General features: G+C 60.0%; 21 protein-coding genes. 15 read left to right on the forward strand and 6 right to left on the reverse strand.

Annotated elements, in window-relative coordinates; translation table 11 throughout:
* The first annotated feature begins 10 nt into the window (after positions 1-10).
* From ACP7CZ_RS18685 to hisC, 7 genes are all read left to right on the forward strand, one after another.
* A complete protein-coding gene (locus ACP7CZ_RS18685; protein WP_054919319.1) occupies positions 11-658 on the forward strand; it encodes an MlaC/ttg2D family ABC transporter substrate-binding protein in 648 nt (215 codons plus the stop codon).
* Positions 655-960 (forward strand): STAS domain-containing protein, encoded by a 306-nt coding sequence (locus ACP7CZ_RS18690; RefSeq protein ID WP_003188596.1) that lies wholly within the window; start codon positions 655-657, stop codon positions 958-960. The genes ACP7CZ_RS18685 and ACP7CZ_RS18690 overlap by 4 nt, the downstream gene beginning before the upstream one ends.
* Positions 961-1,074: 114 nt before the next feature.
* Complete coding sequence (locus tag ACP7CZ_RS18695; protein WP_003188597.1) at positions 1,075-1,314, forward strand: BolA family protein; 240 nt, start codon at positions 1,075-1,077, stop codon at positions 1,312-1,314.
* A 23-nt stretch (positions 1,315-1,337) separates the two neighbouring features.
* The gene (murA, locus tag ACP7CZ_RS18700; RefSeq protein ID WP_034126315.1) at positions 1,338-2,603 is read left to right on the forward strand and encodes a UDP-N-acetylglucosamine 1-carboxyvinyltransferase; all 1,266 of its coding nucleotides are present in this window, start codon (positions 1,338-1,340) and stop codon (positions 2,601-2,603) included.
* A gap of 211 nt (positions 2,604-2,814) precedes the next feature.
* Positions 2,815-3,450, forward strand: a complete 636-nt coding sequence (gene hisG, locus ACP7CZ_RS18705) for an ATP phosphoribosyltransferase (protein WP_003188599.1) — start codon at positions 2,815-2,817, stop codon at positions 3,448-3,450.
* Between the two features lie 128 nt (positions 3,451-3,578).
* The gene (hisD, locus tag ACP7CZ_RS18710) at positions 3,579-4,895 is read left to right on the forward strand and encodes a histidinol dehydrogenase (RefSeq protein ID WP_054919317.1); all 1,317 of its coding nucleotides are present in this window, start codon (positions 3,579-3,581) and stop codon (positions 4,893-4,895) included.
* Positions 4,896-4,898: 3 nt separating this feature from the next.
* Positions 4,899-5,951 carry a histidinol-phosphate transaminase gene (hisC, locus tag ACP7CZ_RS18715; RefSeq protein WP_054897013.1) on the forward strand — a complete coding sequence of 351 codons (1,053 nt, stop codon included), beginning with the start codon at positions 4,899-4,901 and terminating at the stop codon, positions 5,949-5,951.
* Between the two features lie 127 nt (positions 5,952-6,078).
* Here the strand turns inward: hisC and ACP7CZ_RS18720 are convergent, their stop codons facing one another.
* Both ACP7CZ_RS18720 and upp read right to left on the reverse strand, forming a co-directional pair.
* Positions 6,079-7,353, reverse strand: a complete 1,275-nt coding sequence (locus ACP7CZ_RS18720; RefSeq protein ID WP_003188606.1) for a uracil-xanthine permease family protein — start codon at positions 7,351-7,353, stop codon at positions 6,079-6,081.
* A 2-nt stretch (positions 7,354-7,355) separates the two neighbouring features.
* The gene (upp, locus tag ACP7CZ_RS18725; RefSeq protein ID WP_003188608.1) at positions 7,356-7,994 is read right to left on the reverse strand and encodes a uracil phosphoribosyltransferase; all 639 of its coding nucleotides are present in this window, start codon (positions 7,992-7,994) and stop codon (positions 7,356-7,358) included.
* A 164-nt stretch (positions 7,995-8,158) separates the two neighbouring features.
* Between upp and ACP7CZ_RS18730 the strand changes: the two genes are divergently transcribed.
* The 3 genes from ACP7CZ_RS18730 to ACP7CZ_RS18740 all read left to right on the forward strand — a co-directional run bounded on the left by ACP7CZ_RS18730 (position 8,159) and on the right by ACP7CZ_RS18740 (position 9,686).
* Complete coding sequence (locus ACP7CZ_RS18730; protein ID WP_003188610.1) at positions 8,159-8,716, forward strand: hypoxanthine-guanine phosphoribosyltransferase; 558 nt, start codon at positions 8,159-8,161, stop codon at positions 8,714-8,716.
* A gap of 3 nt (positions 8,717-8,719) precedes the next feature.
* Positions 8,720-9,187 carry a WbuC family cupin fold metalloprotein gene (locus ACP7CZ_RS18735; protein ID WP_034126318.1) on the forward strand — a complete coding sequence of 156 codons (468 nt, stop codon included), beginning with the start codon at positions 8,720-8,722 and terminating at the stop codon, positions 9,185-9,187.
* 211 nt (positions 9,188-9,398) lie between these two features.
* On the forward strand, positions 9,399-9,686 hold the full coding sequence (locus tag ACP7CZ_RS18740; protein WP_003188614.1) for a PA4642 family protein: 288 nt from the start codon (positions 9,399-9,401) through the stop codon (positions 9,684-9,686).
* Between the two features lie 98 nt (positions 9,687-9,784).
* Here ACP7CZ_RS18740 and mqo read toward each other — a convergent pair whose 3' ends face one another.
* On the reverse strand, positions 9,785-11,323 hold the full coding sequence (gene mqo / locus ACP7CZ_RS18745) for a malate dehydrogenase (quinone) (RefSeq protein ID WP_034126319.1): 1,539 nt from the start codon (positions 11,321-11,323) through the stop codon (positions 9,785-9,787).
* Positions 11,324-12,050: 727 nt separating this feature from the next.
* A complete protein-coding gene (locus ACP7CZ_RS18750; protein WP_034126320.1) occupies positions 12,051-12,284 on the reverse strand; it encodes a hypothetical protein in 234 nt (77 codons plus the stop codon).
* A gap of 183 nt (positions 12,285-12,467) precedes the next feature.
* Here ACP7CZ_RS18750 and ACP7CZ_RS18755 point away from each other — a divergent pair, with 183 nt between their 5' ends.
* Entirely contained in the window at positions 12,468-13,052 is a 585-nt protein-coding gene (locus ACP7CZ_RS18755; RefSeq protein WP_034126321.1) for a YajG family lipoprotein, read from the forward strand.
* Positions 13,053-13,112: 60 nt separating this feature from the next.
* Here the strand turns inward: ACP7CZ_RS18755 and ACP7CZ_RS18760 are convergent, their stop codons facing one another.
* Positions 13,113-13,322: a hypothetical protein gene (locus ACP7CZ_RS18760; protein ID WP_003188620.1), complete on the reverse strand. Its 210-nt coding sequence runs from the start codon at positions 13,320-13,322 to the stop codon at positions 13,113-13,115.
* A gap of 182 nt (positions 13,323-13,504) precedes the next feature.
* Here ACP7CZ_RS18760 and ACP7CZ_RS18765 point away from each other — a divergent pair, with 182 nt between their 5' ends.
* Positions 13,505-13,762 (forward strand): hypothetical protein, encoded by a 258-nt coding sequence (locus tag ACP7CZ_RS18765; protein ID WP_034126322.1) that lies wholly within the window; start codon positions 13,505-13,507, stop codon positions 13,760-13,762.
* A gap of 165 nt (positions 13,763-13,927) precedes the next feature.
* Here ACP7CZ_RS18765 and ACP7CZ_RS18770 read toward each other — a convergent pair whose 3' ends face one another.
* Positions 13,928-15,091 carry a 1-acyl-sn-glycerol-3-phosphate acyltransferase gene (locus ACP7CZ_RS18770; RefSeq protein WP_169918829.1) on the reverse strand — a complete coding sequence of 388 codons (1,164 nt, stop codon included), beginning with the start codon at positions 15,089-15,091 and terminating at the stop codon, positions 13,928-13,930.
* 132 nt (positions 15,092-15,223) lie between these two features.
* On the opposite strand from ACP7CZ_RS18770, the gene ACP7CZ_RS18775 reads away from it, so the two are divergent.
* From ACP7CZ_RS18775 to ACP7CZ_RS18785, 3 genes are read left to right on the forward strand one after another with little or no spacing between them, the layout of a single operon-like run.
* Entirely contained in the window at positions 15,224-15,406 is a 183-nt protein-coding gene (locus tag ACP7CZ_RS18775) for a CPXCG motif-containing cysteine-rich protein (protein WP_034126324.1), read from the forward strand.
* 32 nt (positions 15,407-15,438) lie between these two features.
* Positions 15,439-15,699 (forward strand): putative signal transducing protein, encoded by a 261-nt coding sequence (locus ACP7CZ_RS18780; protein WP_032893538.1) that lies wholly within the window; start codon positions 15,439-15,441, stop codon positions 15,697-15,699.
* A gap of 36 nt (positions 15,700-15,735) precedes the next feature.
* Positions 15,736-16,356: an SOS response-associated peptidase gene (locus tag ACP7CZ_RS18785; RefSeq protein ID WP_034126325.1), complete on the forward strand. Its 621-nt coding sequence runs from the start codon at positions 15,736-15,738 to the stop codon at positions 16,354-16,356.
* Positions 16,357-16,372 lie beyond the last annotated feature (16 nt).

The raw sequence follows: 16,372 nt of genomic DNA on the forward strand, positions 1-16,372 counted from the left end.
GAATCTGTTCATGATCTCTACCTTGCGACGTGGCCTGCTGGTACTGCTTGCAGCATTGCCGATGATGGCCAACGCGGCAGGTTCTGCCCACGATTTGGTGCAGGACACCACCAGCAAAATGCTGGCTGACCTCAAGGCTAATAAAGAACAGTACAAGCAAGACCCTTCCAGGTTCTACAACGCGCTCAACACGATCGTTGGCCCTGTGGTCGATGCTGAAGGCATCTCCAAAAGCATCATGACGGTCAAATATTCGCGCAAAGCTACGCCTGCGCAAATGCAGACGTTCCAGGAAAACTTCAAGAAGGGGCTGTTCCAGTTCTACGGTAACGCTCTGCTGGAATACAACAACCAGGGCATTATCGTTGATGCGCCCAAGGACGAGTCGGGCGACCGTGCCGAAGTCGGAATGAAAGTCTCCGGCAGCAATGGCGCCGTGTACCCTGTGTCCTACACCCTGACGAAGATCAACGGTGAGTGGAAACTGCGTAACGTGATCATCAACGGTATCAACATCGGCAAGCTGTTCCGTGATCAGTTCGCCGACGCGATGCAGCGCAATGGCAACGATCTGGACAAGACCATCAATGGTTGGGCCGGTGAAGTGGCCAAGGCCAAGGAAGAAACCGATAAAGCTGCCGGGAAGCCTGCGCAATGACCGAGTCGGCTGTTCGTATCGGCGACGCCGGCGAGCTGTTCCTCAGCGGCGTGCTGGATTACCGCACCGGGCCTGACCTGCGCAAGCAGGGCCAGGCGCTGATCAAGGCCAGCAAGGCGCCAGAGCTGGTGCTTGATTGCTCGGCGGTGACCAAGTCCAGCAGCGTCGGCTTGTCGTTGTTGCTGTGCTTCATGCGTGATGCCGAGGCGGCGAAAAAGCCGGTAAGCATCCGTGCGTTACCAGAAGACATGCGCGAAATTGCCGAAGTTTCCGGTTTGACCGAGCTGCTGGCGCATCCCTGATACACATTATTAAAGAAGCCCCCCGTCAGAGTCCTGCTATGCGGGGTTCGCAGGCGCGGGGCTTTTTTGTATGATGTGCGACCCGTGCGCACTGGGCGCCGATAGAGGTTGAGCATGCAGGCCCTAGAAGTTAAGAGCTTCCTTGAAGGAAAGCTGCCTGAAACGACTGTAGAAGTCGAAGGCGAAGGCTGCAATTTCCAGCTGAACGTGATTAGCGATGAACTGGCGGCATTGAGCCCGGTCAAGCGTCAGCAGCAGATCTATGCCCATTTGAACCCATGGATCACCGATGGCAGCATCCATGCGGTCACTATGAAATTTTTCAGCCGCGCGGCCTGGGCCGAGCGCACCTGAGCCCCCAAGGCGTCGAGATTCTTATGGATAAATTGATTATTACCGGCGGTGCCCGCCTTGATGGCGAGATTCGCATTTCCGGTGCGAAAAACTCCGCCTTGCCGATCCTGGCAGCGACCCTGCTGTGCGATGGCCCGGTGACTGTGGCCAACCTGCCGCACCTGCACGACATCACCACCATGATCGAGTTGTTCGGTCGCATGGGCATTGAGCCGGTGATCGACGAGAAGCTGGCCGTCGAAATCGACCCACGCACCATCAAGACCCTGGTCGCTCCGTACGAACTGGTGAAAACCATGCGTGCGTCGATCCTGGTGCTGGGCCCTATGGTTGCCCGTTTCGGCGAAGCCGAAGTAGCCTTGCCTGGCGGTTGCGCCATTGGTTCGCGTCCGGTCGACCTGCACATCCGTGGCCTTGAGGCCATGGGCGCAGTCATCGACGTCGAAGGCGGCTACATCAAGGCCAAGGCGCCGGAAGGCGGCCTGCGCGGCGCGAACTTCTTCTTTGATACCGTCAGCGTCACCGGTACCGAGAACATCATGATGGCCGCTGCTCTGGCCAACGGTCGCAGCGTGTTGCAGAACGCCGCACGCGAGCCGGAAGTGGTCGACCTGGCCAACTTCCTCAACGCCATGGGCGCGAAGGTTTCCGGTGCTGGCACCGACACCATCACTATTGATGGTGTAGAGCGTCTGCACACCGCCACCTACAAAGTCATGCCTGACCGCATCGAGACCGGTACCTACCTGGTTGCCGCTGCCGTGACAGGTGGCCGTGTGAAGGTCAAGGACACCGATCCGACCATCCTGGAAGCCGTCCTGGAAAAACTCAAGGAAGCCGGCGCAGAGATCACCACCGGCGAAGACTGGATCGAGCTGAACATGCACGGCAAGCGGCCAAAAGCCGTCAACGTGCGTACCGCTCCGTACCCGGCGTTCCCGACCGACATGCAAGCGCAGTTCATCTCCTTGAACGCGATTGCCGAAGGCACCGGTGCCGTGATCGAGACCATCTTCGAAAACCGCTTCATGCACGTGTATGAACTGCACCGCATGGGCGCCAAGATCCAGGTCGAAGGCAACACCGCCATCGTCACCGGGATCGACAAGCTCAAGGGCGCGCCAGTCATGGCAACCGACCTGCGTGCCTCGGCCAGCCTGGTAATCTCGGCACTGTGCGCCGAAGGTGACACCCTGATCGACCGCATCTACCACATAGACCGTGGTTACGAGTGCATCGAAGAGAAACTGCAGATGCTCGGCGCGAAGATTCGCCGCGTACCGGGCTAGTCCCTGTTTGTGGCGAGGGAGCTTGCTCCCGCTGGACTGCGTAGCAGTCCCGCTCTTCGAGGGCCGCTTCGCGTCTCAGCGGGAGCAAGCTCCCTCGCCACAGTTTGTTGTTGACTGGTTTGTTTCAAATCGAGGCTGTCATGGCCTCGATCTGTGTCTGGCGCCGTTTGCGACCGGACAGCAATAGCCTGATGAAGGACTGACATTTCCCATGTTGACCATCGCACTGTCCAAGGGCCGCATCCTTGACGACACGTTGCCGCTTCTGGCTGAAGCGGGCATCGTGCCGACCGAGAATCCGGACAAGAGCCGCAAGCTGATCATCCCCACGACCCAGGACGACGTGCGCCTGCTGATCGTGCGGGCTACCGACGTGCCGACCTACGTTGAACATGGCGCCGCCGACCTGGGTGTTGCCGGCAAGGATGTGCTGATGGAATACGGCGGCCAGGGCCTGTACGAGCCCCTGGACCTGCGCATCGCACTGTGCAAGCTGATGACCGCCGGCCGCGTCGGTGATGTCGAACCCAAGGGCCGCTTGCGGGTCGCCACCAAGTTCGTCAACGTTGCCAAGCGCTATTACGCCGAACAAGGCCGTCAGGTCGATATCATCAAGCTCTACGGCTCCATGGAGCTGGCACCGCTGATCGGCCTGGCGGACAAGATCATCGACGTGGTCGACACCGGCAACACCCTGCGCGCCAACGGTTTGGAGCCCCAGGATTTTATCGCTGACATCAGCTCCCGCCTGATCGTCAACAAAGCATCGATGAAGATGCAGCACGCCCGTATCCAGGCGTTGATCGACACCCTGCGCAAGGCAGTGGAGTCTCGACACCGCGGTTGACTCCCCCGCGTAGCTGAAGAGCTACGCCCGTCTATCCGCCTCATAGCCAGAATTCTCAGGTGCCCAAGCGGAAACGACTGCTAGTTTAGGGCGCCTGAGTTTTTGCCAATTCTATTGAGGCCCTCGCTATGACCACGTCCACTGCAATTGCCCGACTCAACGCTGCCGACCCGGATTTCGCCCATCATCTGGATCATCTGCTGAGCTGGGAAAGCGTGTCCGACGACTCGGTCAACCAGCGGGTGCTCGACATCATCAAGGCCGTGCGTGAGCGCGGTGATGCAGCGCTGGTGGACTTCACCCGCCAGTTCGACGGCCTGGACGTGCAGTCCATGGCTGACCTGATCCTGCCGCGTGAACGCCTGGAGCTTGCGCTGACGCGCATCACCGCACCGCAGCGCGAAGCCCTCGAAGTCGCTGCGGCGCGGGTACGCAGCTATCACGAAAAGCAGAAGCAGGACTCCTGGAGCTACACTGAGGCCGACGGCACTGTGCTGGGCCAGAAGGTCACGCCACTGGACCGCGCCGGTCTGTACGTGCCGGGCGGTAAGGCGTCGTATCCATCGTCGGTATTGATGAATGCGATCCCGGCCAAAGTCGCAGGTGTGACCGAAGTGGTCATGGTGGTGCCGACCCCGCGTGGCGAAATCAACGAGCTGGTGCTGGCTGCCGCCTGCATCGCCGGTGTGGACCGTGTGTTCACCATCGGTGGCGCCCAGGCCGTCGCAGCGCTGGCTTATGGCACCGAAAGCGTGCCGAAGGTCGACAAAGTGGTCGGCCCCGGCAATATCTACGTCGCCACCGCCAAACGCCATGTGTTCGGCCAGGTCGGTATCGACATGATTGCCGGTCCTTCCGAAATCCTCGTGGTGTGTGACGGCCAGACCGACCCGGACTGGATCGCCATGGACCTGTTCTCCCAGGCGGAGCACGATGAAGACGCCCAGGCGATCCTGGTCAGCCCCGATGCCGAGTTCCTCGACAAGGTCGCCGCCAGCATCAATAAGCTGCTGCCGACCATGGAGCGTGCCGAGATCATCGAGAAGTCGATCAACGGCCGTGGTGCGCTGATTCTGGTGCGTGACATGGAGCAGGCCATTGAAGTGGCCAATCGCATCGCACCGGAGCACCTTGAGCTGTCCGTAGCGGACCCACAGGCCTGGTTGCCATCGATCCGTCACGCTGGGGCGATCTTCATGGGCCGTCACACCAGCGAAGCCCTGGGTGACTATTGCGCCGGCCCCAATCACGTGTTGCCAACCTCCGGTACTGCGCGTTTCTCGTCGCCGCTGGGGGTGTACGACTTCCAGAAGCGCTCGTCGATTATCTTCTGCTCGCCACAAGGCGCTTCCGAACTGGGCAAGACCGCCTCGGTGCTGGCCCGTGGTGAATCCCTCAGCGCGCACGCACGCAGCGCTGAATACCGCATCGTCAAGGGAGAGTAAGGCATGAGCAAATTCTGGAGCCCTTTCGTCAAGGACCTGGTGCCTTACGTACCCGGTGAGCAACCGAAGCTGACCAAGCTGGTCAAGCTCAACACCAACGAAAACCCCTACGGCCCATCGCCCAAGGCGCTGGCGGCAATGCAGGCCGAGTTGAACGACAACTTGCGCCTGTACCCGGACCCCAACAGCGACCTGCTCAAGCAGGCCGTGGCCAGGTATTACGGGATCGATGCCGGCAAGGTGTTCCTCGGCAACGGTTCCGACGAAGTCTTGGCGCACATCTTCCATGGTCTGTTCCAGCACGATCTGCCGCTGCTGTTCCCGGATATCAGCTACAGCTTCTACCCGGTGTACTGCGGCCTGTACGGCATCACGTTCGACGCGGTGCCACTGGACCAACAGTTCCAGATTCGGGCCACTGACTATGCCAGGCCCAACGGCGGGATCATCTTCCCCAACCCTAACGCGCCCACCGGCTGCGTACTGGCGCTGGACGCGGTGGAGCAGATCCTCAAGGCCAGCCCGGATTCGGTGGTGGTGGTCGATGAAGCCTATATCGACTTCGGCGGCGAAACTGCCATCAGCCTGGTAGACCGTTACCCGAACCTGCTGGTGACCCAGACCCTGTCCAAATCGCGCTCACTGGCCGGTTTGCGTGTGGGCCTGGCCGTGGGCCACCCAGACCTGATCGAAGCGCTGGAGCGGGTCAAGAACAGCTTCAACTCCTACCCGTTGGATCGGTTGGCGATTGTTGGCGCGGCGGCCGCGTTTGACGACCGTGAATATTTCGAGAAAACCTGTCAGTGGGTGATCGACAGCCGCAACCAGGTCGTCGCGCAATTGCAGGGCAAGGGGTTTGAGGTATTGCCGTCGGCAGCGAACTTCATCTTTGCGCGTCACCCGCGGCATGACGCTGCAGGGCTTGCCGCCAAGTTGCGTGAGCAAGGGGTGATCGTGCGGCACTTCAAGCAGGAGCGGATTGCTCAGTTCTTGCGCATCAGCATCGGGACGCCGGAGCAGAACCAGGCGCTGATCGACGGGCTCGGCGAGCTCTGACAGACGCTGAAAATCAAATGTGGGAGCTGGCTTGCCTGCGATGACGGTGTAACAGTCGACCTATCTGTCGTTTGATACACCGTCATCGCAGGCAAGCCAGCTCCCACACTGATTTGCGTTTAGTCAGTTACAGCAGCGGCTCATCCGGCTTCTTGTTCTTCCAGCCATCATTGCCCGGCAGCAACAAATTCAAACCAATCGCCACCACCGCACACAGGGCGATGCCCTTGAGGCCGAAATCATCCGGGCCGGTGCCGGTACCGACCAGCACACCGCCAATCCCGAACACCAGCGTTACCGACACAATCACCAGGTTGCGCGCCTCGCCCAGGTCGATCTTGTGGCGAATCAGCGTGTTCATCCCCACCGCGGCAATCGAGCCGAACAGCAGGCACAGAATCCCGCCCATCACCGGCACCGGGATACTCTGCAGCAGTGCGCCGAACTTGCCGATGAATGCCAGGCTGATGGCAAACACTGCCGCCCAGGTCATGATTTTCGGGTTGTAGTTCTTGGTCAGCATCACGGCGCCGGTCACTTCGGCGTAGGTGGTGTTTGGCGGGCCGCCAAACATGCCGGCAGCCGTGGTGGCGATACCGTCACCCAGCAGCGTGCGATGCAGGCCAGGCTTTTTCAGGTAATCGCGGCCGGTCACGCTGCCTACCGCAATCACACCACCGATATGCTCGATCGCCGGGGCCAGTGCTACCGGGACGATAAACAGGATGGCCTGCCAGTTGAACTCCGGCGCGGTGAAGTGGGGCAGGGCGAACCACGGCGCAGCGGCGATTTTCGCCGTGTCGACCACACCAAAGTAGAACGACATGGCAAAACCCACCAGCACGCCGGAAATGATCGGCACTAGGCGGAAAATGCCTTTGCCGAACACCGCCACGATCAAGGTGGTGAGCAGCGCTGGCATCGAAATCAGCATCGCCGTCTGGTAGTGGATCAGCTCTGCACCGTCGCCGGACTTGCCCATGGCCATGTTGGCGGCAATCGGCGCCATGGCCAGGCCGATCGAGATGATCACCGGGCCGATCACCACGGGCGGCAGCAGCCGGTCGATAAAGCCGGTGCCCTTGACCTTCACGGCCAGGCCCAGGAACGTATAGACGAAACCTGCTGCCATCACCCCGCCCATGGTCGCTGCGAGGCCGAACTGGCCCTTGGCGAGAATGATCGGGGTGATGAACGCGAAGCTCGATGCCAAAAATACCGGCACCTGCCGCCCTGTCACCACCTGGAACAGCAACGTGCCCAGGCCTGCGGTAAACAGCGCGACGTTTGGATCAAGACCTGTGATCAGCGGCATCAACACCAACGCGCCAAATGCTACGAAGAGCATTTGTGCGCCAGACAGGATCTGGCGCCAAAGCGGGTCGTTGAATTCATCCTGCATGCTCACGCGTCCTTCTGCTTGGTGCCGAAGATCTTGTCACCGGCATCGCCCAGGCCCGGAATGATGTAGCCGTGTTCATTCAGGCGCTCATCGATGGATGCGGTGTAGATCTGTACATCCGGATGGGCCTTCTCGACGGCGGCGATGCCTTCGGGCGCGGCCACCAGCACCATGGCGCGGATGTCCCGGCAACCGGCTTTTTTCAGCAGGTCGATGGTGGCGACCATGGAACTGCCGGTGGCGAGCATCGGGTCGATGATCATGGCCAGGCGCTCGTTGATTTCCGGGACGAGTTTTTCCAGGTAGGTGTGGGCCTGCAGTGTTTCTTCATTGCGGGCTACGCCCACGGCGCTGACCTTGGCACCCGGGATCAGGCTGAGTACACCTTCAAGCATGCCGATACCGGCGCGCAGGATCGGTACCACGGTAATTTTCTTACCGGCGATTTTCTCCACTTGTACGGGACCGGCCCAACCGGGGATCTCGTAGGTTTCCAGGGGCAAATCCTTGGTGGCTTCGTAAGTGAGCAACGCTCCGACTTCCTGAGCAAGCTCACGGAAGTTCTTCGTGCTAATGTCGGCACGGCGCATAAGGCCGAGTTTGTGTCGGATCAGCGGGTGGCGGATCTCGCGAGTGGGCATAGGAAAGGCTCCGGCGGCGGGCAAAAAAACCGGCCTAGATTAATCTATCCGAGGGTGTTGTCCTATAGACATCAAGTACGTTAGTCCATAAAGGCTTGATTGGAGCGCACGAGAAGCGTACCTTCGCCCGCTTTTCTTGCCACAGCACCCCCTTGGAGAGCGCCATGTCTGCTGATCTCGAGCATATCCGTCAAATCATGCACGAGGCTGACTGCCTGTACACCGAAGCGCAAGTCGAAGCAGCGATCGCCAAGGTCGGCGCGCACATTACTCGCGAAATGGCCGACACCAACCCGGTGGTCTTCTGCGTGATGAACGGTGGCCTGATCTTCGCCGGCAAATTGCTGACTCACCTGCAGTTCCCATTGGAAGCCTCTTACCTGCATGCCACCCGCTATCGCAATGAAACCAGTGGCGGCGACTTGTTCTGGAAGGCCAAGCCGGAAGTGTCTTTCATCGACCGTGATGTGCTGATCATCGATGACATTCTCGATGAGGGTCACACCCTGGGTGCGATCATCGACTTCTGCAAACATGCCGGCGCACGCAAAGTGCACACCGCCGTACTGATCGACAAAGACCACGACCGCAAGGCTCGTCCTGAGCTCAAAGCCGATTTCGTCGGATTGCCGTGCGTTGACCGTTATATCTTCGGGTATGGCATGGACTACAAGGGCTACTGGCGTAACGCCAATGGCATCTACGCCGTTAAAGGGATGTAATCGATGGCCCGCTTTCTTGATCAGACCTTATTTGCAGAGTTGGCCGAGAAAGCGGGCGATAGCCCCCGTGGCCGATACCACCATAATTTCCACCAGATGGAGGAGCCGTGTCATCGCCTCGCGGTGGCGCTGCAGCCGAGTACCTATGTGCCGCCTCATCGGCACCTGAGCGCCGACAAGGCCGAGACTTTGCTGGTGCTTCAGGGGCGCCTCGGTCTGCTGATATTCACCGATGCGGGTGAAGTGATCGCCAAACGCGTGATGCAGGCGGGTGGCGAGTGCGCAGGCGTCGATCTGCCACCGGGAGTGTTTCATGGCCTGGTGGTGCTGGAGCCTGACACGGTGATGTTCGAATGCAAGGCCGGGCCTTATCGACCGGTGGGTGAGGGCGAACTGGCTGATTGGGCACCGCGAGAAGGTGATGCAGGTGTGGCTGACTACCAGCGCTGGATGCTTGCTCAGTTCGACTGAACACTGACATCCAAATGTGGGCGTCTGTAGGAGCGAGCTTGCTCGCGAAAAACGTCAACGATAACGCGTGCTTCCTGAATAAACGCGGCGCCTTTGAGCTTTTCACGAGCAAGCTCGCTCCTACAGGTATTAGGGCGAGCCCCCTCCCACATCCGGCGTCGCGCAGGTAGACTTCAAACCCCGTGTAAATGTCTGCAGGCTGGAGTCGGTAATGCGTAAAGATAAGAAACAGGTGATTGGCGACGAAATCGGTGACGACCAGATCAAGTTGTTCCTGGACTTCGAGCCGGTTGATGCGACGTCGCCGTCCCTGCACAAACTGATCAAGGCCTATCGCGGCCTGCGTATCGACGACTTCGAGCGTTTCCTGGGCTTTTTCAAAGAAGCAGGCCTGGACCTGGACGGCAAGGACGAGCATGGCCAGACCTTCGTCGACCTGATCAAGGACCAGCGCAACGCCGCCGAGTACATCGAACTGATCGACAACGCCCGCGGCTGATTGTCCGAGCAAAAAAAACGCCCCGGCTTCAGAGTCCGGGGCGTTTTGCTTTTAACGGTAGGAGCGAGCTTGCTCGCGAAGAACCTGAGAGCGGCGCCTTAATCCACTTGCGCCGCGTTATCGTTGACGTTTTTCGCGAGCGAGCTCGCTCCTACAGGTTCCACCAGCTCCAGGCTGATGTTGTTCTGCGTGTTGATCTTGCGATACAGCTCGGCGTCCGTCTCCAGCACTTTCTCGCGCGCCGGGAAGATCTCGTGCAGCTTGGTGGCCCATTCACCGGCGGCTTTCTGCGGGAAGCAGCGCTCGATCAGCTCCAGCATGATCGAGACGGTGACCGAAGCACCAGGAGACGCGCCCAGCAGCGCCGCAAGCGAACCGTCCTTGGCAGCAACCAGTTCGGTGCCGAACTGCAGCACGCCGCCTTTCTTCGGATCTTTCTTGATTATTTGCACGCGCTGGCCGGCCACTTCCAGGCGCCAGTCTTCGGCTTTCGCCTCGGGGTAGAAGCGACGCAGGGATTCCAGGCGCTGTTCCATGGACTGGCGCACTTCGCTGACCAGGTACTTGGTCAGGTCCATGTTGTCGCGGGCCACGGCCAGCATCGGGCCGATGTTGCCGGCGCGAATCGACATCGGCAGGTCAAGGAACGAGCCGTGTTTGAGGAACTTGGTGGTGAAACCGGCGTATGGCCCGAACAGCAGGGATTTCTTGCCATCCACTACGCGGGTGTCCAGGTGCGGCACGGACATCGGCGGCGAGCCCACGGCAGCCTGGCTGTAGACCTTGGCCTGGTGCTGCTTGACCACTTCCGGGTTGTCGCAACGCAGCCACTGGCCGCTCACCGGGAAGCCGCCGAAGCCTTTGCTCTCTTCGATGCCCGAGGCCTGCAGCAATGGCAGCGCCGCACCGCCAGCGCCGAGGAATACGAACTTGGCATCGACGTCGCGGCTGTTACCGCTATTGACGTCCTTGATGCTCACGGTCCAGCCCGCGCCGTTGCGCTTGAGGCCGGTCACGCGTTTGCAGTACTTGACCTGGGCGTCCGGCGAGCTGGTCAGGTGGCTGAGCAACTGATTGGTCAGGGCGCCAAAGTTGACGTCTGTGCCGTTCATCACACGGGTGGCGGCGATTTTTTCATCGAGCGGGCGGCCCGGCATCATCAGCGGCATCCACTCGGCCATTTCGCTGCGGTCTTCGGTGTAGTGCATGTCCGAAAACGCGTGGTGCTGGCTGAGGGTCTCAAAGCGCTTCTTGAGGAAGGACACGCCTTTGTCGCCCTGCACGAAGCTCAGGTGGGGCACCGGGCTGATGAACGACCTGGACGAGCCAAAGGTGCCCTTCTTGGTCAGGTAAGCCCAGAACTGCTTCGACACCTCGAACTGGGTGTTGATGTGCACGGCTTTCTTGATGTCGATGGAGCCATCGGCGGCCTGCGGCGTGTAGTTCAGCTCACACAGCCCGGCGTGGCCGGTACCGGCGTTGTTCCACGGGTTGGAACTCTCCGCGGCACCCGAATCCATCAGCTCAACGACTTCCAGCGTGAGGCCGGGGTCGAGCTCTTTGAGCAGTACGGCCAGGGTGGCACTCATGATGCCGGCCCCTACCAGTACTACGTCGACTGCTTCGTTATGCGCCATTTAACGCGTCTCCAAAATCTGCAGCACCAAATTGACGGCATGGCTGCCAGGAGTGATGGGGCGGTTCACGTGTTGCCCCAGGTTACCCATGGCCAGGATCGCCATGTCCGATTCGCAATTCTTTGCAACTTCAGCACACGCTTCCTGCCGGGCTAATCTGCCTATGAACGCATTCATGGGCGCCTGTGGCAATTCGACTTATGGTCAAAGCGTGCGATTCGTGCAACCAATCCGTAGCGGACAGGCTCAAGCTCCGGTTTTTGAGGAAGGCTCGATCCTGTGTAATTGGGCTGACCCAGACGCTGATGGTGCTTGTACAAACGCCAAACTATTCATTTGCTCGCCACACTCTTGTGAAGTTGTGAAAACCCGTTTTTTCACGCTCTTTTGAAGACGTGAACCTCAAAAAAGGGCTGCCCCAGCCTGGCACCTGGCCCGTAAACCTCTGCCGACACGCGGCAAAACGGGCAAACAACTCAAGTGGCCGAGCGCAATGGCAGCTCTGGCAGATTCGATAAAAGACGGGGTGGTTTGCAAAGGAAACAGCAAGCACGCCAGCTTCACTCGATCTGTGTGGGCGGCTCTCTGTGGGCGATTTTGGGGCTAATGCCTGGGCATTAACGATGCTGCGAGGCCCGATCAGGAGACGTCCTTATAATCGGGGGGAGATTGTAGCGAAGAACGTCAGTGAAATGGGCGTGTTTTATGACTTTTATTAGGGGGCTGGTCAGGAGGCCAACGCTTGCCGGTGTCGTGGGCGAAAAACCTTTGGGCTGACCCGGGCGCTGGCCGGCAGTGGGCGGTGCATCCAGCCCAGGTGAGTCTCGGTCACTTCCACCCAGCCTTCACCGACGGGCGGCAGGCTGCACTGCTTGAAGGCCAGGCAATGTCCGTGGGCATCAAGCAGGGCAAAGTGGCGATGACGAGCGTGGGACATGAACAGGGTCTTGAGAAGGCGCATGGCTGTGTACCTGGTGTGTTACATGCTTGAAGGTTGCCAGTGTGGCATGACACTGGGGTGACGAATTTATGCGAATTTGTAATTTGCGCAGGGGCTTCAGCCGCCGTTCAGGATCGCTGGTGAGTGGTGCGCGTGCACCGTTATACTGGCGTCCTGTCTGCACCTAGTCCTGGAGAAATGCGTATGTTGCAACGCCTGTTGTTCGGTTTGATCACTGTGACCAGTTTGACCCTTGTCGGCTGCGCCAACAGCCCGCAACAACTCAGCCCGCAACCTAAAGTCACCGCGCAGTTGGCGGCGGTAGGCCACGGCCAGCCGGTTTCGGTACGCGTGGTTGACGGTCGCCCGTCGCCAACCCTGGGTTCGCGTGGCGGCCTGTATCCTGAGACCGCACTGATTTCGGTGAACGGCCAGGATGTGCTGCCCAAGTTGCAGGCCCAGGCTGAAGCCGCTGTGCGTTTGCTGGGCTTTACGCCGACCAACTCGCCAGGCGTGCCGCAACTGACCGTGACCCTGGCCGAGCTGAAATACCAGTCGCCCAAAGACGGCCTGTATGTGACCGAGGCTTCCATCGGCGCTACCTTCAAGTCTGACGTCAGTGCCGGTACCCGCCGCTACAGTGGCCGCTACGCAGCCTCGCTCAACCAGCGGTTCGGCATGTCGCCCAACCAGGAAACCAACACCAAGCTGGTCAGCGACGTGCTCAGTGATGCCTTGACCCGCCTGTTCAAGGACCCAAGCATCGGTCAACTGCTCAGCGCGCAATAAGCCGCTCACAAAAAACCGGGCTCATCGCTGAGCCCGGTTTTTTTGTGCCCGTGGTTTTTGTCATGCGGCCGTATCGACATAAAAGTCCAGCATGCTCACACCGGTGAGCAGATCCAGCTCCGGCAGATCGGCATGCTGGTGCCCGCCGAGGGCGCAATACACCAGCCAATGGCGGTCCTGAACGTTGAACGCGAGACTGCCGATCAGCGCCTCCTGTTCCTCGCTCTGGGCGATCAAATACAGCCGATCCTGGTTTTGCGCATGCAACATGACAAGCTCCTCAAGCGTCGAAGGGCAACAGAGTGGCTTGTTAAGGTGACGTTCAGGTGACGGCGTAAATTACTGGATACATTAGCCGTCAATGGGGAAGGAGCATTAAATGCGCAGGAGGCGACTGTCGTTCAGGTGTGTACCTGGACTGATACCCGAAGACTGATTTACCGAGGTTTGCGATGGCGCTGCCCGCACTGCTCATTAATATTGTTGCCCTGTTGGTTGCCTGCTCGGGCGCCTGGGTGTTGTTCATCACCCGTCTGCATGCACAGCGTGCGATAGCTGACCTGGCCCTGCGCAGCGAAGAGCGCGCTATCGACCAACCGATGCTGTTTCTGGATACACGCACCGAACGGGCGCATCGCCTGGCGTACCGCGTCGGGTTCGCCTGCCTTGGCTTGGCCCTGGCCATCTCCTGGCTCAGCACCCGCTTATAATTCCACTGCGAAACCAAATGTGGGAGCGGGCTTGCCCGCGAAGGCGGTGTATCAGCCACTGAATCTTTAACTGAACCAACGCTATCGCAGGCAAGCCAGCTCCCACACTGGCCATGTACTGCCCGCAGAGTCAGCGCCTGCCACATATCCCCTGTGGGCTCACTATTACAGGGGGATCCCAGCCTTGACTCGGTATTGGTTGCGTACCGGCGTCGCATACTGCACCACCAGATAAGGCCGGTGCTCCGCCGGGCACTCGTTCAAGCGCCGCTCCCATTCCGCCTTCGCCTTGGCCAGCTCATCGGCCGGGAACACGTCCGCCGCCTTGGGCACCTGCAATTGCGGGTCGGCATCACTCCACTGCGCGTACGCCAGGTAGTGCACCGGAAACAAGCGGTAGCCACCGAGGATCTGCCGGTCCATTTCCGCGGCCAGCAGCTTGGTGTCTTCGAAACGCTCGGTGATCGGCGGCGCAAAGTTCACGTGCACTCGGCCTTTATAGCCGGTAATGCCCAAGGCAATGCTCACATCATCCTCTCCCGGTGCCTTGGTGTAGGTGCCGGTGGTGGCGCGGATATACAGCTCGCGGGCCTTGGCGGCATCGCAGGGGTCGTACTCGTAGCTGATGGACACAGGCGTCAGGTTCAACGACTGGATGACCTCGGCAAATGGCTCGTCCTTGCGGCTGACGTGGAACATCTTGAGGATCGCCGATTCGGTACGGTCATCGCCATCCTTGGCCCGGCCTTCAGCCTGGGCAATCCAGATCGACTGGCAGTCGTTGCGGATCGAATGGTTGATGTAGGCCGACAGCAAGTTGTAAGCCGCCATCTTCTCCTTTCGCCCGGTGATCGAACGGTGCACGATGAAGCTCTTGTTCAAGCGCATCAGGTCGCTGACAAACGGCTTTTGCAGCAGGTTGTCGCCGATGGCGATGCGCGGCGTCGGCAGGCCGGCGTGGTACACGGCGTAGTTGACGAAGGCCGGGTCCATCACGATGTCGCGGTGGTTGGCCAGGAACAGGTAGGCGGTGCCGGATTTCAGTTGCTCGACGCCGGTATAGGTCACGCCGTCGGTCGCCCGGTCAATGGTGTGGTCAACGTAGTACTCGACCTTGTCCTGCAGCGTGGCCACGGTGGTGACGCCAGCGAACTCGCGGCGCAGTTTGCGCGCAATCATTGGCTTGAGCAGCCAGCCCAGGGCGCCTGCAAAGCGCGGGAAGCGGAAGTGGGTCAGGATGTCCAGAAAGGCCTTGTCACTGAACAGGCGCGCCAGCACTGCCGGGACTTCGCTGTCGTTGTAAGGTCGGATGGTATCGAATTCGCCCATCATGCTCTCTTGTTAGAAACGGCTAGGGTAAGTAAAAGGAAATGTCAGGGTGCGGTCCGAATAAGGGGCCGGCCAAGAATAGCCCTGTAAATAGACCGGCGATTATACGCACAAGTCACCTAGGAGACTGCGATGCTCGAAACTGCGCTGTACGATTGTCCTTATTGTGGCGAAGCGGTCGAAACGACGGTGGATTTGTCTGGCGGGGACCAGACCTATATAGAAGACTGCCAAGTGTGTTGCCGGCCGATCACGTTCGACCTGCAAGTTCATGGTGAAGAGTGGATGCTTGAAACCCGCAGCGAAAATGAATAATGCGCAGCGGGAACGAATAAAAAGGTACGCCCATGCAGCGAATCTACGAACCGGAAAATCTGATGGAGGGCGAGTTGTTGCAGCAGATGCTTGCCAGTGAAGGTATCGAGGCGCACCTGGTGGGGCGCCATTTGCTCGGCGGCACGGGCGAGTTGCCGATATTCGGCTTGCTGGGGCTGGAGGTCGACAACGACCAGGCCGCCTGCGCCCGCGAACTGATCACCGCCTATATCGGCGCCCAACCCTTGCCCGGCGACGAACCCGACAGCTTCCCTGACGTGTTGGTCTGTTAGGCTGTCGGTCGGTTTACCCAAGAGTCGTGTTGCCCCATGTGTGGACGTTATGCCCTGTTTCGCTGGAACCCTGCCTTTGCTGCCTTGCCCGGCTTCCCCGCCGACCAGCAGGCCCAGTGGAACATCTCCCCGAATGATTCGGTGCTGATCCAGCGCCTGAGCGAGGGCCAACTCACCCTGGCGCGTGCCCGTTGGGGCCTCACACCGCCCTGGCTGACAGACCTGTCGCGCACCCCGGCCCACGCTCGCGCAGAAACCCTGGCCGAACAACCGATGTTTCGTGAAGCCTTCCGCTTGCGCCGTTGCCTGCTGCCCGCCAATGGCTTTTATGAGTGGCGCGGCACCCAGCGCAAGCGCCCGTACTGGCTCACGCCGGGGGAGGGCTCCACGTTGTTCTTTGCCGCAGTATGGGAAGCGTATCCGGTGCAGGAGCAGGTGTGGCTGAGCACGGCGGTGGTTACCCAAGCGGCGCAAAGTCAGCGGCGGCCATTGATCCTGGACGCGGCAGGGCAGGCCGCCTGGCTCGATCCCGAGACTCCGCTGCAGGTGCTACAGGGCCTGCTGGCGGCTGAGCCTGCCGTGCTGCGCGAGCGGGTGCTGGCCAATATGGTCAACGATCCGAAGCTCAATGGGCCGGAGTGCCTGACCCCGGCATGAGCTTTGTCCGTCGAGC

It is taken from the genome of Pseudomonas sp. DWP2-2 (assembly GCF_049897065.1).
Taxonomy (GTDB): domain Bacteria; phylum Pseudomonadota; class Gammaproteobacteria; order Pseudomonadales; family Pseudomonadaceae; genus Aquipseudomonas; species Aquipseudomonas paracarnis.